The 23,584-nt window shown below is 73.4% G+C and carries 19 protein-coding genes; 6 read left to right on the plus strand and 13 right to left on the minus strand.

All coding sequences use genetic code 11. The features are described 5' to 3' along the window. Nucleotides 1-70: 70 nt before the first annotated feature. The 7 genes from ACF1AG_RS10970 to ACF1AG_RS11000 all read right to left on the minus strand — a co-directional run bounded on the left by ACF1AG_RS10970 (nt 71) and on the right by ACF1AG_RS11000 (nt 9,063). On the minus strand, nt 71-1,120 hold the full coding sequence (locus tag ACF1AG_RS10970) for a BMP family ABC transporter substrate-binding protein (protein WP_359601178.1): 1,050 nt from the start codon (nt 1,118-1,120) through the stop codon (nt 71-73). Nucleotides 1,121-1,434: 314 nt separating this feature from the next. Beyond that, nucleotides 1,435-2,484, minus strand: a complete 1,050-nt coding sequence (locus ACF1AG_RS10975; RefSeq protein ID WP_391809632.1) for a BMP family protein — start codon at nt 2,482-2,484, stop codon at nt 1,435-1,437. Nucleotides 2,485-2,792: 308 nt separating this feature from the next. Then, nucleotides 2,793-4,022 (minus strand): M20 family metallopeptidase, encoded by a 1,230-nt coding sequence (locus tag ACF1AG_RS10980; RefSeq protein ID WP_359606296.1) that lies wholly within the window; start codon nt 4,020-4,022, stop codon nt 2,793-2,795. 259 nt (nt 4,023-4,281) lie between these two features. Further along, nucleotides 4,282-5,370, minus strand: a complete 1,089-nt coding sequence (locus tag ACF1AG_RS10985) for a hypothetical protein (protein ID WP_391809633.1) — start codon at nt 5,368-5,370, stop codon at nt 4,282-4,284. A gap of 44 nt (nt 5,371-5,414) precedes the next feature. Continuing rightward, on the minus strand, nt 5,415-6,350 hold the full coding sequence (locus ACF1AG_RS10990) for an N-acetylneuraminate synthase family protein (RefSeq protein WP_359606290.1): 936 nt from the start codon (nt 6,348-6,350) through the stop codon (nt 5,415-5,417). A gap of 14 nt (nt 6,351-6,364) precedes the next feature. Further along, a complete protein-coding gene (locus tag ACF1AG_RS10995) occupies nt 6,365-7,723 on the minus strand; it encodes a cytidylyltransferase domain-containing protein (RefSeq protein WP_391809634.1) in 1,359 nt (452 codons plus the stop codon). Between the two features lie 32 nt (nt 7,724-7,755). Further along, nucleotides 7,756-9,063 (minus strand): DUF6716 putative glycosyltransferase, encoded by a 1,308-nt coding sequence (locus ACF1AG_RS11000; RefSeq protein WP_359606286.1) that lies wholly within the window; start codon nt 9,061-9,063, stop codon nt 7,756-7,758. A 198-nt stretch (nt 9,064-9,261) separates the two neighbouring features. Between ACF1AG_RS11000 and ACF1AG_RS11005 the strand changes: the two genes are divergently transcribed. Next, on the plus strand, nt 9,262-10,251 hold the full coding sequence (locus ACF1AG_RS11005; RefSeq protein ID WP_391809635.1) for a glycosyltransferase family 2 protein: 990 nt from the start codon (nt 9,262-9,264) through the stop codon (nt 10,249-10,251). After that, nucleotides 10,248-11,525: a polysialyltransferase family glycosyltransferase gene (locus ACF1AG_RS11010; RefSeq protein ID WP_391809636.1), complete on the plus strand. Its 1,278-nt coding sequence runs from the start codon at nt 10,248-10,250 to the stop codon at nt 11,523-11,525. The genes ACF1AG_RS11005 and ACF1AG_RS11010 overlap by 4 nt, the downstream gene beginning before the upstream one ends. A 6-nt stretch (nt 11,526-11,531) precedes the next feature. Here ACF1AG_RS11010 and ACF1AG_RS11015 read toward each other — a convergent pair whose 3' ends face one another. Then, complete coding sequence (locus tag ACF1AG_RS11015; protein WP_359606280.1) at nt 11,532-12,710, minus strand: RCC1 repeat domain-containing protein; 1,179 nt, start codon at nt 12,708-12,710, stop codon at nt 11,532-11,534. Between the two features lie 387 nt (nt 12,711-13,097). Here ACF1AG_RS11015 and ACF1AG_RS11020 point away from each other — a divergent pair, with 387 nt between their 5' ends. Together ACF1AG_RS11020 and ACF1AG_RS11025 are read left to right on the plus strand one after the other, a co-directional pair. Beyond that, the gene (locus ACF1AG_RS11020) at nt 13,098-14,063 is read left to right on the plus strand and encodes a glycosyltransferase family 2 protein (RefSeq protein ID WP_359606278.1); all 966 of its coding nucleotides are present in this window, start codon (nt 13,098-13,100) and stop codon (nt 14,061-14,063) included. Between the two features lie 3 nt (nt 14,064-14,066). Further along, nucleotides 14,067-15,419, plus strand: a complete 1,353-nt coding sequence (locus ACF1AG_RS11025) for a polysialyltransferase family glycosyltransferase (protein ID WP_359744023.1) — start codon at nt 14,067-14,069, stop codon at nt 15,417-15,419. 370 nt (nt 15,420-15,789) lie between these two features. Here the strand turns inward: ACF1AG_RS11025 and ACF1AG_RS11030 are convergent, their stop codons facing one another. Next, nucleotides 15,790-16,440: a TetR/AcrR family transcriptional regulator C-terminal domain-containing protein gene (locus ACF1AG_RS11030; protein WP_359602066.1), complete on the minus strand. Its 651-nt coding sequence runs from the start codon at nt 16,438-16,440 to the stop codon at nt 15,790-15,792. Nucleotides 16,441-16,512: 72 nt separating this feature from the next. On the opposite strand from ACF1AG_RS11030, the gene ACF1AG_RS11035 reads away from it, so the two are divergent. After that, nucleotides 16,513-17,913, plus strand: a complete 1,401-nt coding sequence (locus tag ACF1AG_RS11035; RefSeq protein ID WP_359602065.1) for an FAD-dependent monooxygenase — start codon at nt 16,513-16,515, stop codon at nt 17,911-17,913. Between the two features lie 47 nt (nt 17,914-17,960). On the opposite strand, the gene leuE is transcribed toward ACF1AG_RS11035, so the two are convergent. Then, nucleotides 17,961-18,611, minus strand: a complete 651-nt coding sequence (gene leuE, locus ACF1AG_RS11040; protein ID WP_359602064.1) for a leucine efflux protein LeuE — start codon at nt 18,609-18,611, stop codon at nt 17,961-17,963. 63 nt (nt 18,612-18,674) lie between these two features. Continuing rightward, nucleotides 18,675-20,255 (minus strand): methylmalonyl-CoA mutase family protein, encoded by a 1,581-nt coding sequence (locus ACF1AG_RS11045; protein WP_359602063.1) that lies wholly within the window; start codon nt 20,253-20,255, stop codon nt 18,675-18,677. A 321-nt stretch (nt 20,256-20,576) separates the two neighbouring features. Between ACF1AG_RS11045 and ACF1AG_RS11050 the strand changes: the two genes are divergently transcribed. Further along, a complete protein-coding gene (locus ACF1AG_RS11050; RefSeq protein ID WP_359602062.1) occupies nt 20,577-21,458 on the plus strand; it encodes a L,D-transpeptidase family protein in 882 nt (293 codons plus the stop codon). Between the two features lie 249 nt (nt 21,459-21,707). Here ACF1AG_RS11050 and ACF1AG_RS11055 read toward each other — a convergent pair whose 3' ends face one another. Together ACF1AG_RS11055 and ACF1AG_RS11060 are read right to left on the minus strand one after the other, a co-directional pair. Further along, nucleotides 21,708-22,871, minus strand: coding sequence for a hypothetical protein (locus tag ACF1AG_RS11055; protein ID WP_391809637.1), 1,164 nt, complete (start codon nt 22,869-22,871; stop codon nt 21,708-21,710). Further along, nucleotides 22,871-23,545 carry an RNA polymerase sigma factor gene (locus tag ACF1AG_RS11060; RefSeq protein WP_359602060.1) on the minus strand — a complete coding sequence of 225 codons (675 nt, stop codon included), beginning with the start codon at nt 23,543-23,545 and terminating at the stop codon, nt 22,871-22,873. The genes ACF1AG_RS11055 and ACF1AG_RS11060 overlap by 1 nt, the downstream gene beginning before the upstream one ends. Nucleotides 23,546-23,584 lie beyond the last annotated feature (39 nt).

Raw genomic sequence — 23,584 nt, forward strand, 5'->3', positions numbered from 1 at the left:
GGGGTGCGAGGAGCCAGGCTCCTCGCACCCCGTCGAGCGGTCGCGACCCCGCGGTGGTTCAGGGTGTGACTCAGCTCGACTTGACCTTGATCTCGCCGCTGATGATCTTCTCCTTGGCCGTCTCGATGGCTTTCTGGAGCTCGGCGTCGTCCGCGAACTTCGGGTTGGAGTTCGACAGGCTCACCTCACCCGTCTTGAGATCGCCCTTGACGATACCGGTCGCGGGCTTACCGTCCTCGACCGACTTCGCCAGGTTGTAGACCGCCTTGGCGACATCCTTCATCGCCGAGGTCAGGATCGAGTCCTTGTACTTGGCGAGGGCTTCCTGCTTGTACTGGTCGGAGTCGACACCGATCGCCCACACCTTGTTGGCGGCGGCGGCCTCGATGACGCCCTGACCGGACAGACCGGCGGCCGCGTAGACCACGTCGGCCTTCTTCTCGATCTGGCCCTCGGCGGCGCTCTTGCCCTTGTCGGGGCTGGAGAAGCCGCCCTCCTCCGCGGTCTGCGTGAGGAACTGGGAGATGACCTTGACCTTGGGGTCGGTGTCCTTGACGCCCTGCTCGAAGCCGGCGCGGAACTTGTGGATCAGCGGGATGTCCACACCGCCCACGAAGCCGACGACGTCGGTCTTGGTGCTCTTGGCGGCGGCGACACCGGCCAGGTAGGAGGCCTGCTCCTCCGAGAACACCAGGTCGGCGACGTTCTCCGCCTCGACGGTGGCGTCGTCGACGATGCCGAAGGTGGTGTCGGGGAACTTCTCCGCGGCACCCTTCACGGCGGACGCGTAGGCGTAGCCGACGCCGACGATCGGGTTGTAGCCCTGCTTCGCCAGCGAGACGAGGCGCTGCTCCTTGTCGGCGTCGGTCTCACCGTCGGTGGGCTCGACGTCGGCCGTCTCGTAGCCGAACTCCGTCTTGGCCTTCTCCAGGCCGGCGTAGGCGGCGTCGTTGAAGGACTGGTCGCCCTTGCCGCCGACGTCGTAGGCGATGGCGAGACCCTTGCCGTCCTTCGACTCCGAGGAGCCCGAGGAGGTCGAGGTGCCGCCGCAGGCGGAGAGGGCGAGGGCCAGGGACGCGGTCGCTGCGCCTGCGACCGTGATCCGGGAAATCCGGCGCATGTGTGGTGCTCCTAGTCTTACAAGCGCCGGGAACGGTACGGGGTACGGCGCTGGCTTCGCCGCAGATTAACGCGCGTAGACCTGCCTGAAAACCCCTTCTGTCCACCTTGTTATGCGCCCGTGTTCAAGCTGGTTCCGCCAGCCGGGACGGGGCGTTGCTGTTCGCGAAGGGAAGGTGGCGGTCGGTGAGCGCCCGGGGCCTCCCGGGCGGCTTCGGGACGGCCTTTCCGGGGGTACGGCGAAGCGGGCGGGCGCGAGGTGCGCCCGCCCGCTTCGTACGGAAGGCCGGTGCCGGACCGGGTCCGGCAGCGGGGTCACTCCGTGTTGACCTTGATGGTGCCGTCGGTGATGCCCTTCTTGGCCTCGTCCACGGCCTCCTTCAGGCCCGGGATCTCGGCCATCTTGGGGTTGCTGTCGGACAGGCCGACGCCGTTGACCTTGAGGTCGAAGACCTGGGTGCCGGTGAGCGGCTTGCCGTCCTGGACCGACTTGGTCAGCGTGTAGACCGCGCCGCCGACGTCCTTCAGGGCGGAGGTGAGGATGAAGTCCTTGTAGCCGGCGAGGGCTTCCTGGTTGTACTGGTCGGAGTCCACGCCGATCGCCCAGACCTTGGCCTTGGCCGCGGCCTCGATGACGCCCTGGCCGGAGAGACCGGCCGCCTGGTAGATGACGTCCGCGCCCTTCTCGATCTGACCCTCGGCGGCGGCCTTGCCCTTGTCGGGGCTGGAGAAGCCGCCCTCCTCCGCGGTCTGCGTCAGGTACTGCGAGACGACCTTGACCTTGGCGTCGGTGTCCTTGACGCCCTGCTCGTAGCCGGTCTGGAACTTGTGGATGAGCGGGATGTCCACGCCGCCGACGAAGCCGACGGTGTTGCTCTTGGTGGCCTTGGCGGCGGCGACACCGGCGAGGTAGGAGGCCTGCTCCTCGGCGAAGACCAGGGAGGCGACGTTCTCGCCCTCGACGACGGAGTCGACGATGCCGAAGGTGGTGTCGGGGTACTTGGCGGCGACGGCCTCCATGGCGGGGCCGTAGGCGAAGCCCACGCCGATGACCGGGTTGTAGCCCTGGCGGGCCAGCGAGGCCAGGCGCTGCTCCTTGTCCGCGTCGGTCTCGCCCTCGGTGGGCTCGACGTCGGCGGTCTTGAAGCCGAATTCCTTCTTGGCCTTCTCCAGGCCGGCGAAGGCGGCGTCGTTGAAGGACTGGTCGCCCTTGCCGCCGATGTCGTAGGCGATGGCGACGCCGAGGTCGTCCTTGGAACCGCCGCTGTCACCGTTGTCACCGCTGGTTCCGCCGCAGGCGGTGGCGGCGAGCGCGAGCGAAGCGACCCCCACCGCTACGCGGGTCAGTTTGGATATCCGACGCATCTGAAGTTCCCCATTCTCCAAAGCCCCGCAGCGGGTGCTCGGTTCGGCGCACATTAACGCGCGTAGACACTCCTGGGAACGGGGTCGTGCGGGGCCGTTATCCATTCGTGCCGATGGCCGGTTACGTCCTTGTGAACCAGGGGGTCGCAGCGGAGCGAAACGGGCAAACGCGTCTGCACGCGCCCCACGCTGCACCCAGGGGGGCCGCCCCGCAAGCCGAGAGGGCCTGGCGGAGGCGGCACGCGAGAACACGGAAGGGCGGCCGTGTCCGCCGGGGACACGGCCGCCTTGCGTCACACGTACGCCGTCTACCGCAGCGCGTCCAGCAGGGCCGCGGCGGTGAACAGCTCCACACCGACGGTGATGGCGTGCTCGTCCACGTCGAAGTCGCCCTGGTGCAGGTCGCGCACGATGCGCTCGCCGGGGGTGCGGACGCCGAGGCGGGCCATGGCGCCGGGGACGCGCTCCAGGTACCAGGAGAAGTCCTCCCCGCCCAGGCTCTGTTCGGTGCCCTCGACGGCCTCCGTGCCACGGCGGGCGATCATCGCGTCGCGCAGCAGTTCCGTGGCCCCGGCCTCGTTGACGACCGGCGGGACGCCCCGCACGTAGTTGATCTCCGACTTGGCGCGGTGCAGATTGGCCACCTCGTCGATGGCGGCGACCACGACGTCCGGCGCCTGCCGCCAGGTCTCCAGATCCAGGCAGCGGACGGTGCCGGAGAGTTCGGCGTGCTGCGGGATGACGTTGGGCGCGTGGCCGGACTCGATCCGGCCCCAGGTCACGGCGAGCCCGCTGCGGGTGTCGACCCGGCGGCCGACCAGCGCGGGCACGTCGGTGACGACCCGGGCGGCGGCGGTGACCAGGTCGGTGGTCAGGTGCGGGCGGGCGGTATGGCCGCCGGGGCCCTCCAGGGCGATCTCCAGCCGGTCGCAGGCGGAGGTGATGGCTCCCTGGCGCAGCCCGATCTTCCCGGCGTCGACGCGCGGGTCGCAGTGCACGGCGAGGATCCGGCCGACGCCCTCGAGCGCGCCGTCGGCGATGACGTCGGCGGCGCCGCCGGGCAGCACCTCCTCGGCGGGCTGGAAGATCAGCCGGACCGGGCGGGGCAGCAGGCCCTGGCGGTGCAGTTCGGCCAGCACGAGGCCGGCGCCGAGCACCACGGTGGTGTGCACGTCGTGACCGCAGGCGTGGGCGCGGTCGGGCACGGTGGACCGGTAGGCGCAGCCGGCCTTCATGTCGGGGATGGGCAGGGCGTCGATGTCCGCGCGCAGGGCGAGCATGGCGGCGTCGGCGCCGGCCTCCTCGTCCGTCCCGATGTCACAGATCACCCCGGTCCCGCTGGACAGTACGCGGGGGCGCAGGCCCACGCGCTGCAGGCGCTCCTTGATCGCGGCGGTCGTACGGAACTCCTGGTTGCCCAGCTCCGGGTGCATGTGGAGGTCTCGCCGGAACGCCACGAGTTCCGCGCGCAGTGCCTCGGGCAGCGCGCCGGGGAGCACCGCTCCCCCGGGGAGATCGATCTCGGACTCCAGTGACATCAGTGGCTTCACCCTTTGAAGAGTAGGGCTCCGAAGCGCTCCACCGACCCCTGATCAAGAAAAATCAGCCCGTTGGAGGGAGAAAATCCGGCTGCCCTACGCATAGCCGTTCAGCGAGATGGGTACACTCACCGCCCTTTCGGGAAGGGTAGGGGCACTCGGCCTGCCGGGCCATGAGGCCGGTCACAGCCAGGCGTGGGCGTCGGCGCCTTCCGTACTTCCACGGTTACCACGTCCGGCCCAACCCACGCGGACCGGTTCATCTGGCGGACATCGGGCCGGTGTCCGGCGGCGGGGCGGGGTGCAGGGGGTGGGCGCCGCGCGCGGTGCCGACGACGTCGGCGAGGAAGCCCCGGGCGCGCGGTGAGGCGTGGGCGGTGAGCCACGCCGGGTCGATGTCGCACACCGCGATCCGCACACCGGTTCCGGCCAGGGCGAGCGGCAGGGTGTGGACGACGGTGGAGGGGAAGCTGACGACCTCTCGGCCCACGGGACCGCGGCGGGCGACGAGTTCCAGGGGCAGTTCGGGGCGGACGATCTCCAGGCCGGTCCCGACGGCCAGCCGGTGGAGCTTCTCGGTGGTCTCGCGGCGGTGCGCGAAGTACCGCCGGGCGCCGTGGGTCCGGGCCAGGGCGCCGACCGCCGCCACGTAGGCGTCCGCGTTGACCACGCCCGTCTCGACCAGGGAGGTGCCCACCAGGTCGGCGCCGCGGGTGACGCGTGGCGGTCCGAAGCGGTCGCGGGTCCAGGCGAAGGTGTGGGCGCGGACGGTGACGCCGGGTGGGACGTCCGCCATCGGCATGGAGGTGAACACCTCCACGGTGCGGCCGTCGCCGGGGGTGAGCCGGCGCCGGGCGGCGGCGGACACCGGGGCGAGGGCCAGGTCGCGGGGTCCGGGGCGCCCGCCCTTGCGGTGCCAGCGCACCAGGCGTTCGCCGCGGGCCAGCTGGCCGGCGAACTCCATGGTCGCCGTGCCGTCGTCGACGACCACCACCTCGGGCGCCCGGGTGATGGTCAGCAGCAGCTGCACGTAGCGGGAGAACGGGTCGCCGAGGACGACCCGCCGGGCCCGCCGCAGCGGCACGGCGAGGCCGCCTATGGTGCGCAGCGGGGCTGACGCTCCCCCGCGCGCCTCCTCCCAGCGGACGTCGTGCCCCTCCTCACGGGCCAGTTCGGCCATGCGGCGGAGCTGGCCGCGGGTCATCGGGTCGACCGGGGACAGCACCACCATGGCGAGTCCCGCGCCGGGCGCGTGGGCGTGCGCCCACTCCAGCACGTTGAGCAGCTGGACCGGACTCTCCACGAAGGCGAGCGTGCGGGGGCCGGTGCGGCCGGCGCGAGGGCTCATCGACGTACGACCGTTCCCGTCGTAGGGGTGAAGATGAGGGCGGGTCAGACCGACACGGGCTCGCCGGCGGCCGTGGCGATCTCCGCCTCGGCGACGACGCCCGCCACCCGGCGCAGCTTCTTCATCGGGCCGAGCTCGGACTCGTAGACCTTCTTCACGCCGTCGCCGAGGGATGCCTCGACGGCTCGGATGTCGCGGACGAGGCGCTGGAGGCCCTGGGGTTCGACGGAGGCGGCCTGGTCGGAGCCCCACATGGCGCGGTCGAGGGTGATGTGACGCTCGACGAAGACCGCGCCGAGGGCGACGGCCGCGAGGGTGGTCTGCAGGCCCGTCTCGTGGCCGGAGTAGCCGATCGGGACGTTCGGGTACTCCTGCTGGAGGGTGTTGATGACCCGCAGGTTCAGCTCCTCGGCCTTCGCCGGGTAGGTGGAGGTGGCGTGGCAGAGCAGGATGTTGTCGCTGCCGAGCACCTCGACCGCGTGCCGGATCTGCTTCGGGGTGGACATCCCGGTCGAGAGGATGATCGTGCGCCCGGTGGCGCGCAGTTCGCGCAGCAGCTCGTCGTCGGTGAGGGAGGCGGAGGCCACCTTGTGGGCGGGCACGTCGAACTTCTCCAGGAAGGCGACGGCCTCGGTGTCCCATGGGGAGGCGAACCAGGCGATGCCCTTCTCCTTGCAGTAGGCGTCGATCTGCCGGTACTCGTCCTCGCCGAACTCCACGCGGTGCCGGTAGTCGATGTACGTCATCCGGCCCCAGGGGGTGTCGCGTTCGATGTCCCACTGGTCGCGCGGGGTGCAGATCTCCGGGGTGCGCTTCTGGAACTTGACGGCGTCGCAGCCGGCGTCGGCGGCGGCGTCGATCAGCCGGAAGGCGTTGTCGAGGTCGCCGTTGTGGTTGATGCCGATCTCACCGGTGACGTAGACGGGGCGGCCGGGGCCGGCCTCGCGGTCGCCGAGGGTGCGGATGCGGGAGTCGCTCATGACCAGGGGTTTCCTTACTGGGGGAGGGAATCGAGAGAGGGACCGAGGATCCAGCCGGCGATCTCTCGGACGGCGCCGTCACCGCCGGGGAGGGTGGTGACCGCGCGGGCGGCGCCGCGTACGGCGTCGTGGGCGCTCGCGACCGCCACGGGCCAGCCGACGAGGGCGAAGCACGGGAGGTCGTTGACGTCGTTGCCGACGTAGAGCACGCGTTCGGGCGCGATGCCCTGTTCCTCGCACCACTGCTTGAGGGCGAGGTCCTTGCGGTCGATGCCGTGCAGCACGGGGATCCTGAGCTTGCGTGCGCGGGCGGCGACGACCGGGTTCTGTTCGGTGGACAGGATCAGCAGCTTCAGGCCGCTGCGGCGCAGGGCGGCGACGCCGAGGCCGTCGCCGCGGTGCACGGAGACGAACTCCCGTCCGTCCGCGTCGATCAGCACCCGGTCGTCGGTCTGGGTGCCGTCGAAGTCGAGGACCACCGCGTCGATGTCGTCGGCGGTGGGCAGGCCGGTGCGCCCGGTGTCGAGGAGCGGCGCGAGGGCGCGGGCCCGGGCGAGGTCGTGCGGGTCGTCGATCTCCAGGACGCGCGCGGGGTCGGTGCGCACGAGGTCGGTGCGGCCGAAGAAGCGGTGGCCGTGCTCGCGCAGCCCGGCGACGTCCATGGCGTAGGCGGCGCCGGTCTCGAGGAAGTCCTGGGGACGGTCCTGGCGGCGGGGGCGGAAGGACTTGTCGTGGTTGACCCCGTGGCCTCCGGCGGCAGTGGTGGCGGGCTCCGCGCCGGCGGCCTGGTCGTCGCCGGGGCCGGAGGGTGCGCCGGTGCCCGCGCCCCGGTCGGGGGCGGATACCTCGACGGTGCCCGGCACCGGACCGTGACCGGCGGCGGAGAGGCCGGCGCCCGGGGTGCCGGCGCCCGCGTCGCGCCACAGGAAGCCGTGGAACGGGGCCACGGTCACCGCCGTGTCGGCGCCGCCGTCGGCGACCGCGGCGGCCACCCCGTCGACGTCCTCCCGGGTGAGGAAGGGGCTGGTGCACTGCACGAGCAGGACGACGTCCACGCGGGCGCCGTGCAGCGCCTCGTGGGCGTCCAGGGCGTGCAGCACGGCCGCCTCGGAGGTGGCGGTGTCCCCGGCGAGGTCCGCGGGCCGCAGCACGACCTCGGCGCCCGCCTGCCGCGCGGTCTCGGCGATGGCCGCGTCGTCGGTGGAGACGACCACGTCCGTGACGTGCCGGGCGGCGCGGCACTCCCGTACGGCGCGGGCCACCAGGGGCACGCCGCCGACGGGGGCGAGGTTCTTCGCGGGGACGCCCTTGGAGCCGCCGCGGGCGGGAATCACGGCGAGCACCCGGCGGACGGCGGCCGTTGGGTCGGACATGGGGTCAGCTCCTGGAGAAGAGGGCGGGGCGGTCACAGCTCGCCCATGCGGCGGATCACGGGGGCCACGCGCTGCACGCCGTGGCGGTAGGCGCCGCGTGCGGTGCGGCGCACGACCCGCCGGACCGGGCCGGGCGCCCGGTCCCCGGCGGGCGCGCCGGGCAGCGGCGTCCCGTCGGGGCCGAGGTGGTGGCGGGCGAGGACGCCGGGCAGATAGCCGGGCGCGGTGACGGGTGTGTAGTACGGGGTGAGCGGCGGGAGTCCGCCGGGTGCGTCGAGCAGTTCGGCGATGCGGGCGCGGGCCGTGTCGAAGGCCGTCGCGTACGTGCCGTCCGCGGCGACGCCCTGCCGGGCCAGCCACTTCTCGTCGGGCGCCGGGCGGTGTCCGGCGTCGAGCTGGTCCCAGGAGGCGAGGCAGCCGGAGCCCACGAAGTGGTGGTTGCCGAGCGCCTCGCGGATGCCGAGGTCGGTGAGGACCGCGGTGGGGATGCGCCGGTGCAGCGCCTCGAGGGCGGCCGTCGAGCTGACGGTGACGAGCAGGTCGGTGCGGTCCAGGATCTCGCCCATGTGCCCGTAGACCAGGCTCAGGTTGGCGGGCAGGCCGAGGCCGCGGGCCAGCTTCTGGTAGGGCAGTTCCTCGATGTGCGTGGTGTGTTCGCCGGGCCGGGAGCGCAGCTTCAGCAGCACCTCGCGCCCGGGGTGGCGGCGGGCGTGCTCCACCAGCCGGTTCAGCAGGTACGTGCGGTCCGCGCGGGTTTCCGGCACGGACGGCTGGGCGGCGAACACCACCGTGTACGGCGCGTGGCCGCCGGTGTGGGGCGCTCCCCCGAGGAACGGCAGCGCGACCTCGGTGACGGCGTCCGCGTCGGCGCCGACGCCCTCGTACACGGCGCGGAAACGCTCCGCGTCGTCGCGGGAGTTGGCGAGCACCAGATCGGCGCCGTGGCGGAGCAGCAGGCCGTCGGTGAGCTTCTCGTAGACGACGCCGACGTAGCCGGTGACGACGACGGGCCGGCGGGGCCGGTCCTCCCAGGCACGGGCCAGTCCGTGCAGCATCGCCTGCACCCCGCCGCCGACCAGCGCGAGCACGAGGACGTCGCAGGGCTCCTCGTCCATGGCGCGCAGGAACTCGGCCGCGGTGACCTCCCGCAGGGAGTCCGCGCGGACCCCGACCTCGCCGAGCTGGCGGGCGGTGGGCGTGGCGCGGCCCCGCAGCAGGAATCCGTCCAGGCGGATGTCACGCGGCGCGATGCGTTTCGCGGTGAGCGTGCCCCATTTCCAGCGGGTGTCGGAATCCGCGAGGACCGTCACCCTGAGGGGCTTGTTCGCACTTGCTGGCACGCCGAGGACGCTAGGAATCGAATTCCGCGAATTGCCCAACCGCGCCTCAACGAAAAGTTAACAGCACCCCACCGAGAGCCGAACCGGCCCGGGAAACGACCCGAGGCAGAAGCGGTCCACCGGACCGACACATCGAGTTCACCGTCCGTACGGCCGACGGAAAGAAGGCGCGGCGGGCGGCCTTCTAGAGTTTTCCGGGTGCCGAAGCTTTCCGTGATCGTCCCTTTCCGTGACGTCCGGCCGTACGCGCCGGACGCGCTGAGAAGTCTGCGCGCGAATGCCCGCCCGGATTTCCAGTTCGTTCTGGTCGACGACGGTTCGGAGGACGACACTCCGGACCTCGTGGAGCGGGCCGCCGAGGAGCTGTCCCGGCTCGCGCGGGTCCGTGTCCTCCGCCGTGAGCGCCCCGGCGGGATCGCCACCGCGCGCAACGCCGGACTGGACGTGGCGGAGGGCGAGTACCTGACCTTCCTGGACGGCGACGACTGGTACGCCCCCGGGTATCTGCCCCGGCTGGTGGCGGCGGCGGAGGGACTGGGCTGCGACTTCCTGCGCACGGACCACGTCCGGGTCACCGGGCGCGCCCGGTCCGTGCGCCGGGTGCCGGTGGGGCTGCGGGACGAGGTGCTGGACCCGCGGGCGGCGATCCTGCCCGCCGACCGGACGACCGCGGTGGACCACCCGCAGGCGTGGGCCGGTGTCTATCACCGGCGGCTGCTGGAGCGGGGGTTGCTGCACTTCCCGGACGGACTGCGCACGGCGGAGGACCGGCCGTGGATCTGGCGGCTGCACCGGGAGGCGGAGTCGTTCGCCGTGGTGGGCCTGCTGGGCGTGTTCTACCGGAAGGGCGTCGCCTCCTCCCTCACCCGCGTCGGCGACGAGCGGCAGCTGGACTTCGTGCCCGCCTTCGACCGGGTGGTGGCGGAGACGGCGGCGGACCCGGACGCGGACCGGCTGCTGCCGAAGGCGGTGCGGACCTACTGCGCGGTGATCGACCGTCACCTGGCCGAGCGGGACAAGTTCGAGCGGGCGGTGGCCGCGCGGCTGCGGGCGCTGTGCGCGGACGCGCTGCGGCGGCTGCCGCGGGACGTGCTGGACGGGGTGCTGGACTCGATGGACGCGGGACGGGCGGCGCGGCTGCGACGGCTGCGGAGGGCGCCCCTGCGCGCGGGGAGGGGGGCCAGGTGAGGGCGGCCGGTGCGCAGGTGTTCTGCGCGAACAGCACGTCGGCGGTGGTGCTGATGGCCGCAGCGGTCGAGGCGGGGCTGCTGCCGGAGGCGGGGCGGCGGGTGCTGCTGGTGTGCGACGACGCGCCGGTCCCGGAGGCGGCCCCGCCCTGGGACGAGGTGCCGGGCTTCGCGCGGCTGCGGGCCCGCTTCGACACGGTGCTGTCCTGGAACGAGGCGATACGGCCCTTCCACCCGGCGGCCTGGACGCCCCGCGCGGAGGACGTGCCGCTGCTGGAGCGGCACCTGCGGCGGCTGTGGGGTCTCGGGGACGACCGGGTGGAGCTGGTCCTCGGCGCCCCCGACACCCCACCGGCGCAGGCCGTGGCCCGGGTGTTCACGGGTGCGCCCCTGCACGTGTGCGCGGGCGGACCGGCGGACTACGGGCCCACGCGCGGCAAGCTGGACCCGCTGATCGGCACGCGGGTGCGGCAGGTGCTCCACCTGGACCTGATACCGGGTCTGGCTCCGCTGCTGCTCGCCGAGTTCGGGGCGCCCGCCCGGGTGGTTCCGGCGGACGCCTTCCGCGCGGTGACGGGTGAGGTCGCCTCGGCGGTGACGGGGGTGCCGGAGGGGGCGGCGCTGGTCGTCGGGGAGCGACCGTCGGACCCGGCGGGCGAGGAGGACGCGCTGCACGCGGAGATGGTGCGGACGGCCGTCCGACGCGGACACCACCACGTGGTGTTCGCGCCCCATCCCGCGTCCCCGTCACGGCACTCGGGCGCGGTGCGGGCGGAGGCGGCCCGCCTGGGTGTGGACCTCACGGTCCTGGACACGCCCGTCCCCGCGGAGGCGCTGTACGAGGTGTCCCGCCCGGCGCTGGTCGTCGGCCGCGCGTCGGCCGCCGTGTTCACTGCGTCCGCGCTCTACGGTCTGCCCGTCGCACGCGTCGGCACCCGGCGGCTGCTGGACGGGTTGAGGCCGTATCACCACCCCCGGCGGGTCGCCCTGGTGCTGGCGGAGGCGGTGCTGCCGGGGCAGGCGCCCCCTGACGGCGACCTGCGGGGTCTGCTGAGCGCCCTCGCGTTCACCATGCGGCCCCAGGTGCACCCCGCGCTGCGGGCGGACGCCGAGCGGTATCTCGCGGCGGGGGCGTGGGACCGGCGGTGGTTCCCGCGACGGCGGCTCACCGCGTTGGGGCTGCCCGGGGGCGTGCCGCCGCAGCTGGTGTTCCTGGCACGGAACCGGGCCGCGCGGCGGGCGGCCCGGATGGTGCGGAGGACCGTGCGGGGCTGAGGCGGATCAGGCGCCCGCGTCCGCCAGGATCACGTGGCGGCCCGACAGGTCCAGGGCCGGGGCGGGGAGACGGACGCGCACCGGGCGGGCGGCGGGGCCGCCGTCGAGGGCGAGGCCCGAGCCCCACACCCACAGTCCGCCCCGCACGTCGACGGCCAGGCCCGCGAGGCCGTGCGCGGCGATCCTGCGCACCGGGGGCAGGCCCGTCACGCGCACCGGGGTGGCGGAGCTGTGGTCCGAGGTGTCGCCGTCGCCCAGCGCTCCCCCGGCGCCCCGGCCCCAGGCGTGCACCACCCCGTCCCGGTCCAGGGCGTAGGCGGTGTCGTGGCCGCCCGCGACCTGGACGACGTCGGTCAGCCCGGTGACGTGGACCGGGCGGCCGGTCTGGCCGCCCCGCGGCTCGACGCCCAGCAGGCCGTGCGCGTTGTTCCCCCACGCGCAGACCAGCCCGTCCGCGCGTGCGGCGACCACCGCGCCGCCCGCCGGAGCCACGTCGACGACCCCGCGGACCCCGTCGACCGTGGTGAGCCGGGTGCCGTTCGACTCGCCGAGGACCTGGGTGAGGTTGACGCCCCAGCCCTGCACCCGGCCGTCGGAGCGCACGGTGAAGGCGTTGAGGGGGCCCGGTCCCACCGAGACGACGTCCTTCACCCCGGGCACGGCTCGCGGCCGGGTGACCCCCGCGTGTCCGTCGCGCTTCCCCGCGCCGACGAGGAAGCGGTCGTCGCCCCAGGCCCACACGGTGCCGTCGCGCCGTACGACGAAGAAGGTGGGGCCGACGGCGTACACCGCGCGGGCGTCGTCCACGCCGGGGACCTGCTGGGGCGTGGCGAGGTGACGGCGTTCCACGGTGCCCCGGCCGAGGGAGCCCTTGATGTCGGTGCCGTAGGTCCAGACGGTGCCGTCGGCGCGGACCGCGGCGGCGGTGAAGCGGCCGTCCGCGACGGACACGACGTCGGTCAGGCCCGGCACCGGCGCCGGCGTCTCCGTTCCCTCGGGGGCCCCGTCCATCGGGCCCCAGGCCCAGACGGCGCCCGGCCGGGCGGCCGGCGGCTCGGGGCGGGCGGCGGGCCCGTCGGGGCACGGGGGCGCGCCGAGCACCGCCCGGTCCGCCGCGCCGCACCCGGTCAGACCGAGCAGTGCCACTCCGGTCGCCAGCATCCCCAGCCACGTCCTGGCCGTCATGCGCCCCGCCCCTCCGTCGGCCGTCCCGCCGGTCACCAGGGTGCCGGGGCCGGCGCCGGCCCGGCAGGGCGAAGGCCCTCAGAAGCGGCTGAGTACCCTCGCCCGGTCCGGTGGGGAGCCGTCTGAGTACGAACGCCCGACCGCGGGTCGGCCGTTGGCCGAGGACTGTTCACCCCGTGTCCACCCGGGCGCCACCGGTGGACCGCCCTCTCGGGGCAGATTCGCCGTCCGGGGCAGTGCGCATACGGGGGCCGTTCGCCGACCGGGCCGCGTGCGCCCCGCCGCGCCCGGCCGCCGCGCCCCGTCGCCCGGGTGCCGTCACCCGTCAGCCGTCGCCCGCATCCGCCACACGCCGCCCGTCGTCCGTCGCCCGAGAAAGAGGTCCAGGTGCCCAAGCTGTCCGTCGTCGTCCCGATGCACGACGTGGAGGCGTTCGCGGAGAGCACCCTGCGCGGTCTCGCCGCCAACGCGCACCCGGACGTCGAGTTCCTGATCGTCGACGACTGCTCCACGGACGCCACACCCTGGCTGATCGACCGGTGGGCGGAGAAACTGCCGGGCGCGCGGGTGATCCGGCACGACACCAACCAGGGCATCGCGCAGGCGCGGAACTCCGGCATCGACGCGGCGGGCGGGGAGTACCTGGCGTTCCTCGACGGCGACGACTGGTACGGGCCCGGTCATCTCGCCGCGCTGGTGCGGGCGATGGACGAGCTGGGCTGCGACTTCGCCCGCACCGACCATGTGCAGGTCACCGGCACGGAGCGGGTGATCAGGCGGCCCCCCGCCCCGGTGCGCGACGCGGTGATGGACCCGCGCGACGGGATCACGCCCGTCGACACGGAGACCATGGTCGACTACCCGTTCGTCTGGGCGGGCGTCTACCGCCGGCACCTCTTCGACGACGGCGGGATGCGCTTCGTCACCGAACTGCGCACCGCCGAGGACAGGTTGTGGATCTGGCGGCTGCATCTCACGGCGCGCAGCTACGCCTCCCTCGGGCTGCACGGGGTGTTCTACCGGCGGGGCGTCGCGACCTCCCTCACCCAGATCAAGGACTCCCGCCAGCTCGACTTCATCCCGGCCTACGACCTGCTGTTGCGGGACGTACAGGGCGACCCGGAGTGCGACCGCTTCCTGCCGAAGGCCGTCCGCACCTACTGCGCCATGATCGCCTTCCATCTCGGCAAGGCGGACGCGTACGAACCGTCGGCGGCGCGGCGGCTGCGGCAGGAGGCGCGGGAGGCGCTGCTGCGGATGCCGCAGGACGCGCTGGAGGAGACCCTGGCCACCCTCGACAGCACCCGGAGCAGGCTGCTCGGCCGCCTGCGCGACGGGCGGAAGGCTGCCTGACCCATGCACCGAACGACCCAGATCTTCCAGGTCTCGACCCTCTACGGCGCCGCGACCCTGGCCGCGGCGCTGGACGCGGGCCTGTTCGGACCGGCCGGGTCGGCCCGCCGGATCCTGCTGGTCTCGCAGAACGCCGCCGTCCCGGAGACCGCGCTGCGCCTGGACGAGATGCACGGCTACGGGCCGCTCGCCGCCCGCTTCGACGAGGTGGTGAGCTGGAACGAGGCGATCAGCCCGTACCACCCGAGCGCCTGGGGGCCGCGCGGCGCCGACACGGTGCTGTGGCAGCGGGCGCTGCGGCTGCTGTGGGGCATCGGCGAGGACGAACGGGTCGACCTGGCCGTCGAGTCGATCCAGGCCAACCCGGCCCGTGCGCTGGTCGCGATCTTCTCCGAGGCGTCCGTCGACGTCTACGCGGACGGGCTGATGAGCTACGGCCCGACCCGGGAGAAGCTGCCGCTGACACTGGGCCGGCGCGTCCGTCGCCTGCTGCACCTCGACCTGGTGCCCGGTCTGCGCCCGCTGCTGCTGTCCGAGTACGGCGTGGAGCCGGTCGTCGTGCCGGACGGGGCCTTCCGCGCGGTGCTGGGGGAGGTGGCCCGGGAGGCGGCGGACGACCCGCGGCTCACGCCCGTACGGGAGGAGGCGCCGACGGCCGTGCTGCTCGGGCAGTACCTCGCGGCGCTCGGCATCCTGGGCGCGGACGAGGAGGAGGACCTGCACGTCCGGATGCTCGCCGGGGCGGTGCGCGCCGGGCACCGTTCGGTCGTCTTCAAGCCTCATCCGACCGCCCCCGCCGGCTACTCGGCGGCCCTGCACAAGGCGGCGGCCGACGCGGGCGTACGGCTCACGGTGCTGGACGCTCCGCTGCTCGCGGAGACGCTGTACGAGCATGCCCGCCCGGAGCTGGTCGTCGGCTGCTTCTCCACGGCGATGGTGACCGCGTCCGCCTACTACGGCGTGGCCGTGGCGCGGGTGGGGACGGCGCTGGTCCTGGACCGCCTGCGGCCCTACGAGAACAGCAACCGGATACCGCTGGCCCTGGTCGACCACCTGGTCCCGGACCTGGAACGGGACGAGACACCGACGGTGCTGGGCGCGTCGCCCGCGTCGCTGGAGCCGCTGATGCGGACGATGGGGTTCTGCATGCAGCCCCGGACGTATCCGGCGCTGCGGGCATCCGCGGAGGCGTGGCTGCGCGACCATCTCGCGGGCAGTCCCGCGCCGTATTTCCCGGCCCTGCGCCTGGCCGAGCTCGGTCTCCCGGGCAGCAGCCCGGGTACCCGGGCGAGGGTTCGCGCTGCGCGGGCGAAACGGAGGGTGGGGCGGGCGGTCCGCCGGGGCGGCAGGCGGTAGGCGACGCGCCGGCCGGGCGGGGGACCGACTTCGACCGCGGGTCGGCGGGGGCTGGTCACGCAGTTCCCCGCGCCCCCTAGGGCGACTTCACGCCCAGTACCACTCGACCGACGCCCAGTGCGGGCTCGACGCGCAGTTCCCCGCGCCCCCCGATCGCGCCGACCAGGGCACGGGGCCGACTTCGACCGCGGGTCGGCGGGGGCCGGTCACGCAGTTCCCCGCGCCCCTCGCGGTGCCGGTCGGGCAGTGTGCCGCAAGGGGCGCGGGGAACTGCGCGAACGGTGGCAACGGGCACCGTCAGCCTCTGAGTCCGCGGGTCGGACGACCCACCCAGGGGCGCGGGGAACTGCGCGACGATCCCCCACCCCGCTCAGTTCACCCCGTAGCGGGACTCGATGCCGGCGACGATCAGGGCGAGGCCCTCCTCGAACTGTTCGTCGTAGTCGCCGAAGAGCGCCGCCCCCGCCTCCGCGGCAAGCGGGTGGTCCGCCATCAGGCGGGCACGGGCCTCCACGTCGAAGCCCTCGCGACGCTCGCCCGGCACCGGCTCGACCCCCTGCTCCTCGGCGACGAACCCGAGCGTGTACAGGAACGTCGTCTGCAGCGCCCGGGCCGCCTGGGTCAGGCTGAGACCCGCGGACGTGAGCAGCCGGAGGCCCGCCTCCTGCTGGTCCGCGTGCTCCAGGCCGGTGAAGCGCGTGCCGCTGAACACCTTCGCGCCGTCGCGGTAGGCGAGCAGCGTCCGCCGCAGCACCCGGTTGCTCCTGAGCAGCCGCTCCTGCCACCTGTCGTCGGCGGCGAGTTGGACCCCGTCGGTCATCCGGCGGAACATCTCGGTCGCCATCTCGTCCAGCAGCGCCTGCTTGTCCTTGAAGTGCCAGTACAGGGCGGGCGCCTTGACGTCGAGCTCCTTGGCGATGGCGCGCAGCGTCAGCCCGTCGAGGCCGACCTCGTTCAGCAGTCTCAGCGCCGTCTCGGCAACCCGTCGGCGGTCCAGCGGCGCGCGTCGTTCCGTGCTCACACTTGACAACTTAACACCGTTAGGGAGACTCTCAGGGCGGCAGGTCACTTAACACCGTTAAGGAGGCGGATCATGAGCGACACCCATGTCCTGATCGTGGGCGCAGGGCCGACCGGACTCACCCTCGGCATCGACCTCGCCCGGCGCGGGGTCCCGGCACTGGTCGTGGAACGGGAGGACGGGCTGTTCCCCGGATCGCGCGGCAAGGGCCTCCAGCCGCGCACCATGGAGGTCTTCGACGACCTCGGCGTCCTGGACGCCGTCCGGGCGGGCGGCGGCCGCTACCCGGTCGGCATGCTCTGGCGCGACGGCGAGCAGCTCGGCGAGCACCGCCTGATGGACCCGGTGGAGACCACCGAGGAGGCCCCGTACGAGGGCTGGATGGTGCCGCAGTGGCGCACCCAGCGGATCCTGCGGGACCGCCTGGAGGAACTGGGCGGCAAGATCGCCTACGGCCGCGAGGTCATGGACGTCACCCAGGACGAGGACGGCGTGACCGCCCACTTCGCCGCCGGTCCGCCGTTGCGCGCCCGGTACCTCGTGGCAGCCGACGGAGGACGGTCCGCGGTGCGCCGGGCGGTCGGCACCGGCATGACCGGCGAGGCCGTCGACCCGCTGCCGATGCTGGTGGCGGACGTGCGGGTCGCCGGCCTGGACCGGGACTGGTGGCACATGTTCCCGCCCCGCGAGGGCCGCGACGAGTTCCTCACCCTCTGCCCGCTCGCCGGCACCAGCGACTTCCAGCTGGTCGCCCGGTTCTCCCGGAGCACCCGGGTGGACCTCTCCCCCGACGCCGTACGGCAGGTCGTGGCCGCCCGCACCCACCTCACCGCCGAGGACGTCACCGAGGTCCTGTGGGCCTCCGACTTCCGGCCGCGCGCCGCGCTCGCCGACCACTTCCGCGCGGACCGGGTGCTCCTGGCGGGCGACGCGGCGCACGTGCACTCCCCGGCAGGCGGCCAGGGCCTCAACACCTCCGTGCAGGACGCCTACAACCTGGGCTGGAAGCTCGGCGCGGTGCTGTCCGACGGGGCGGACCCGTCCCTCCTCGACAGCTACGAGGAGGAGCGGCGGGCCGTCGCCGCGGACATGCTCGGCCTGTCCACACGCATCCACCGGGGCGAGGCGAAGCGCGGCGGAGCCACCCTGCAACTGGACCTCGGCTACCGGGACTCCTCGCTCAGCGCGGAGACCCGCACCGAGCCGGGACCGGTGCGCGCGGGCGACCGGGCCCCGGACGGCCGAGTCGAGGGCACACGCCTCTTCGACGCCTTCCGCGGCCCGCACTGGACCCTGCTGGCGCTGGGCGCGGACGCCCCCGAACCGCCCGCGGGCGTGCGGCTCGTGCGCGGCCCGTCCCACCGGACGTACGGCACAGGCCTGTTCCTGGTCCGCCCGGACGGCTACGTGGGCTGGGCCGGGGACACCCCGGACGGCCTCGGCGCCTACCTGGCCCGGTGCGGGACGCGCTGACGGCACGTCCGCGTGGGCCGAGACGCGTACGCCGACCCGCGTGCGCCCTACGCGCTCGCCGTGGACAGCTTCGCCGCGAAGCCCAGGAAGAGGGCGCCCGCCGCCGAGGTGGCGCCCGCCGACAGCCGGCGGCGACGGCGGAACGCGGCGGCGAGCCGGGTGCCGCTGAAGATCAGCGCGCTGAGGTAGAGCACGCTGGCGATCTGCGCGAGCGCCCCCAGCACCACGAAGGACAGCGCCGGATAGGCGTAGGCCGGGTCGACGAACTGCACGAAGAAGGCGATGAAGAACAGGATCGCCTTCGGGTTCAGCAGGCTGACGACCAGCGCCCGGCGGAACGGACGCTCACCGGCAGCCTCGGCGGCGGGAGCCTCCTGCGCGCTCTCCTCCCCGCGGGTGCGCCACATGCCCCACGCGGCGCGCAGCATCCCGACGGCCAGCCACGCCAGATAGCCGGCGCCGGCGTACTTCACGATGCCGAACAGCACGGCGTTCGCCTGGAGCAGGGAGGCGACACCGGCGGCCGAAAGCGTCATCAGGACGGCGTCCCCGCACCAGACGCCGGCGGCGGCCGTGTAGCCGGAGCGCACCCCGCGGCGGGCGGCGACGGACAGGACGTACAGCGAGTTGGGCCCGGGCAGCAGGATGATCAGCACCAGGCCCGCGAGGTAGGTGGGAAGGTCGACGACACCGAACATGGCAAGGAGTGTCGCACGCCGTGCGACACTCCTCGCTCCCGTCTCGGCCTGCGAGAACGACCTCTAGAAGGCGTCGCTCGGAACGTACGTCCCCCACACCTCGCGCAGGGCGTTGCAGACCTCGCCGACCGTGGCGCGTGCCTTCAGGGCGTCCTTCATCGGGTAGAGGACGTTGTCCTCGCCCTCGGCCGCCTTCCTCAGCGCGGCGAGCGCCGTGTCGACCGCCTCCTGGTCACGTCCGGCGCGCAGCTCGGCGAGGCGCTCGGCCTGCTGGGCCTCGATGGCCGGGTCGACGCGGAGCGGCTCGTAGGGCTCCTCCTCGTCGAGCTGGAAGCGGTTGACGCCGACCACGACCCGCTCGCCGGAGTCGGTCTCCTGGGCGATGCGGTAGGCGGAGCGCTCGATCTCGTTCTTCTGGAAACCGCGCTCGATGGCGTTGACCGCGCCGCCGAGGTCCTCGACCTTCTCCATCAGCTCCATCGCGGCGGCCTCGACGTCGTCGGTCATCTTCTCGATGACGTAGGAGCCGGCGAAGGGGTCGACCGTGGCGGTCACGTCGGTCTCGTAGGCGAGGACCTGCTGGGTACGAAGGGCGAGCCGGGCGGACTTGTCCGTCGGCAGCGCGATCGCCTCGTCGAAGGAGTTGGTGTGCAGCGACTGCGTGCCGCCGAGCACCGCCGCCAGGCCCTGCACGGCGACGCGCACCAGGTTCACCTCGGGCTGCTGGGCCGTCAGCTGCACCCCGGCCGTCTGCGTGTGGAAGCGCAGCATCAGCGACTTGGGGTTCTTCGCCCCGAACTCCTCCTTCATCACCCGCGCCCAGATCCGGCGGGCCGCACGGAACTTGGCGACCTCCTCCAGGATCGTGGTGCGGGCCACGAAGAAGAACGACAGACGCGGGGCGAAGTCGTCGACGTCCATCCCGGCCGCGACGGCGGTGCGGACGTACTCGATGCCGTCGGCGAGGGTGAACGCGATCTCCTGCGCGGGCGAGGCACCCGCCTCCGCCATGTGGTAGCCGGAGATCGAGATCGTGTTCCACTTCGGGATCTCGGCCCTGCAGTACTTGAAGATGTCGGCGATCAGCCGCAGCGACGGCTTCGGCGGGAAGATGTAGGTGCCGCGGGCGATGTACTCCTTCAGCACGTCGTTCTGGATCGTGCCGGTCAGCTTGTCCGCCGGGACGCCCTGCTCCTCGGCGACCAGTTGGTACAGGAGCAGCAGCAGCGCGGCCGGCGCGTTGATCGTCATCGACGTGGACACCTTGTCCAGCGGGATCCCGCCGAACAACACCCGCATGTCGTCGATCGAGTCGATGGCCACACCCACCTTGCCGACCTCGCCCGAGGCGATCGGCGCGTCGGAGTCGTGGCCCATCTGGGTGGGCAGGTCGAACGCGACCGACAGACCCATCGTGCCGTTCGCGATCAGCTGCTTGTAGCGGGCGTTGGACTCCGTCGCCGTGCCGAAACCGGCGTACTGGCGCATCGTCCAGGGACGGCCCGTGTACATCGTCGGGTACACGCCCCGCGTGAACGGGTACGAGCCCGGCTCGCCCAGCTTCCCGGCCGGGTCCCAGCCCTCGAGGGTCTCCGGCCCGTAGACCGGTTCGATGGGCAGTCCGGACTCCGACTCACGCGCCATGATGTGCTTGCCTCCCGCTGAGCAGCGTTGCTCGATCCGATCGCCGGTCACTGGCCAGTTACTCACCAGTACAGGCCGACCCTTCGACGGACTGTAGCGGTGCGCGTGCTGCCTGGTGGAGGGTCACACGCTGGGACCTTCCTCACAACACCCGTGGGACCCCGCTCACAAGGCCTTTTCCCGGCGGCCGTCACATCCGGTCACTCCCCACCGTGCCTCCTTGTTCCGCTCCGGTCACGTCCGGGGTAGAAACACCGGGTGACGACCGGGCGGGACCGGTGCGGCGGGACGACGGGGGGGACCGAGGTGCGCGGGGAAGCCATGGGGAGGAAAGGCATAGCCGTGCTGGCCGTACTGGGCGCGGCGGCCGTGGGTGCGGCCGGGTGCACGGTGCAGCCGGCCGGTGCGGACGGGAAGGGCGCCCCGCCGGTGCGGGTCGAGGTGCCGTCCCGGACGCCGGACGTGCCGGACGCGCCGGACGGGCCCGCGTCGCCGAGCCGGACACCGGAAGAGCCCGCGAAGCCGTCGCCGTCCGCTTCGTCCGCGAAGCCGTCCAGCAGTCCGACGCCGGCCCGCGTGCTGTGGTCGCCGGGCGACGAAGGGCGGGACGTCCGTGAACTCCAGGCGCGGCTGCGGCAGATCGCCTGGATCTTCCACGGCCCCACCGGCACCTACGACGACCTGACCGCGGAGGCGGTCCGCGGCTTCCAGGGCAAGCGCGGTCTGCCGGAGACGGGCGTGACGGACACGGTGACCTGGCAGCGGCTGCTGGCGATGACACGGGAGCCGGGCCGCTGGGACCTGTATCTGATGGGCGGCCAGCCGGCCGACCAGCCCGACCCGCGGTGCATGACCGGCCGGGTGATGTGCATCAGCAAGTCCAGCCGCACCCTGCGCTGGATGGTCGACGGCCGGACGGTGTCCACGATGCCGGTCCGCTTCGGCTCCGAGTACACGCCGACCCGCGAGGGCGTCTTCCGCGTCTACTGGAAGTCCCGGCACCACGTCTCCACGCTGTACGACTCGCCGATGCCGTACGCGATGTTCTTCAGCGGCGGACAGGCGGTGCACTACTCGTCCGACTTCGCCGCCCGGGGCTACGCGGGCGCCTCGCACGGCTGTGTGAACGTACGCGACGAGGACGCGATCGCGCGGCTGTACGAGCAGGTGCGGGACGGCGACAAGGTCGTCGTCCACTGGTGAGACCTGAAGTGGGCGATGTGACCTGAGGAGAGAGGGGCGCGGGCGGGACCGGGGGAACGTGTCCCGCCCGCGCCAGGTGCACGAGCCGTGGGTACGGGGGGAACCCCGGCTCAGTGCTACGGCCGATGACCAGTCGGCTCACTCAGTACTGCGTCATGAGGGCCGGAAGTGTCACACCGGTCGGTACGTAAGGGGGACGCGGGGGCGTTTGTGCAGGTCAGACGGGTGACGGAGACGCCTGTCCGCTCGCTAGTCCTGCGTGCCGTTTCCGTTGCCCTTGCCGTTTCCGTTGCCCTTGCCGTTTCCGTTGCCCTTGCCGTTTCCGTTGCCGTTCCCGTTCCCGTTGCCCTGGCCCTTGGAGGGGTGGTCGTCGGTGCCGGAGTCCTTGGGGCCGCGACCGCCGCCGTTCCCGTTGCCCTTCCCGTTCCCCGTGCCGTTGCCGTTGTCGCCCTTGCCCTTGCCCTCACCGTCGTCGCCGGTGTCCGGGCGGCCGGCGCCCCGGCCCGGGAGGGTGTCCTGCTGTTCGCCCTTGTCGGCGTCGAGCCGCGTCTCGGCGTCGTGCATGCCGCCCCCGGCGCCCTTGTCGCCCTTGCCGGCCGTGCCGTCCTTGGTTCCGGCGCCCTCCTGGGCAGTGACGCCGCGGCAGTAGGCGGCGACGCGGGAGGCGCCGCCGGCCGCCTCGTGCAGGGCGCGACGGCGTTCACCGTTCACCGGCCGGCCCTGGTGCCAGGACCGGCACGCGGAGACGACGAGTTTCCAGCGGGCGCCGTGGGCGGCCTTGCCCTCGCCGGGCGCCGGGGCCGCGGGTGCGCGGCCGGGATCCTCGCCGCCCTGGGCGCCGTCACGGTCCCCGTCGGCGGGGTCGTCCTGACGACGGTCGTCCGGGGTGACGCCCTGGGCGGGCGGGGAGATCAGCGGGCGCTGGGGGTGCGTGGCCGTGGCGGCGCCCGCCGGGCCGGAGCGGGAGTCGTCGAAGGGGCTGGGCAGCAGCCCGGTACCGGCCAGCACGGCGGTGCCGCCGACCATGCCGGCGACCAGCGCGGCGGCCAGCACGAGCCGGGCGGGACGCGGCCTGCGGGCTCCGCCGGGCGTTCCGTCACGGCCGGTGCGCGGGGCCCCGAGACGGATCAGGCCGACGTCGGAGTCCCCGGTGCCGGCGCCGTGACCGGTGTGCGGGGCCGAGTCGGCCTGTCCTGTCCGTTCGTCCCTCGACTTGCGGAAGGCGGCCAGCGCGGCCGCCTCCCCGGGAAGTCCCCCCTCGGCCGTGGGCGGAGGCGCGGAAAGCGCACGGAGCACTTCTGCGAGTTGTTCGGCCTGGTCACCGGCGGGTGGATCGGCAGCCCTGGGCGACTCACCGTTCAGCAGGCGCTCCGCCGCCTCCGCGTCCAGCCACCTGTACCGCTCATCGGCCATCACAAGTCCTTCTGCGTCCGCGCTCGCAACTGCGTCACACTCGCGGACGTCACCGTACGACGGCGGGGTTCTCTCTGGGGTGGAAGGGCGTCGAGCACACCCGCGGATTCCGGATGGCCGTCCGGATCGTCGCCGAGCAGTTCGGCGAGGCGGCGCAGGCCGCGGTGCGCGGCCGTCCGTACGGCGCCCGGGCGCTTGCCCAGGGTCTGCGCGGCCGTCTTGGCGTCGAGGCCGACGACCACGCGCAGGACGACCGCCTCGGCCTGGTCCTGAGGAAGCCGGGAGATCAGGCTGAAGGCGCCGTCGGTGGCGAGCGCCTCGATCGCCTCGCCGGCCGTGTCGGACTCGGCGGGCCGTCCGGTGAGCTCGGTCTCGTCGCCGCCTATCGCCGGGCGGCGGCCGCGCATGCGGATGTGGTCGAGCGCGCGGTTGCGGGCGATACGGGCGGCCCAGCCGCGGAAGCGGTCCGCGTCGCCGGAGAACCGCTCCAGGTCACGGGCGACCTGCAGCCAGGCCTCGGACGTGACGTCCTCGGCGTCGTGCTCGCCGACCAGTGTCCGGACGTACCCGAGCAGCCGCGGGTGCACTGCGCGGTACACGGTCCGGAACGCGGTCTCGTCCCCGTCCTGTGCCGCGCGCACCGCGGCGGTCAGCTCCGCGTCGTCCCCCAGCACGCGTGCGCCCTTCTGCGCCTAAGCCGGCGCCGCTCTCGC

Source organism: Streptomyces sp. NPDC014764 (genome assembly GCF_043082785.1).
Classification (GTDB): Bacteria; Actinomycetota; Actinomycetes; order Streptomycetales; family Streptomycetaceae; genus Streptomyces; species Streptomyces althioticus.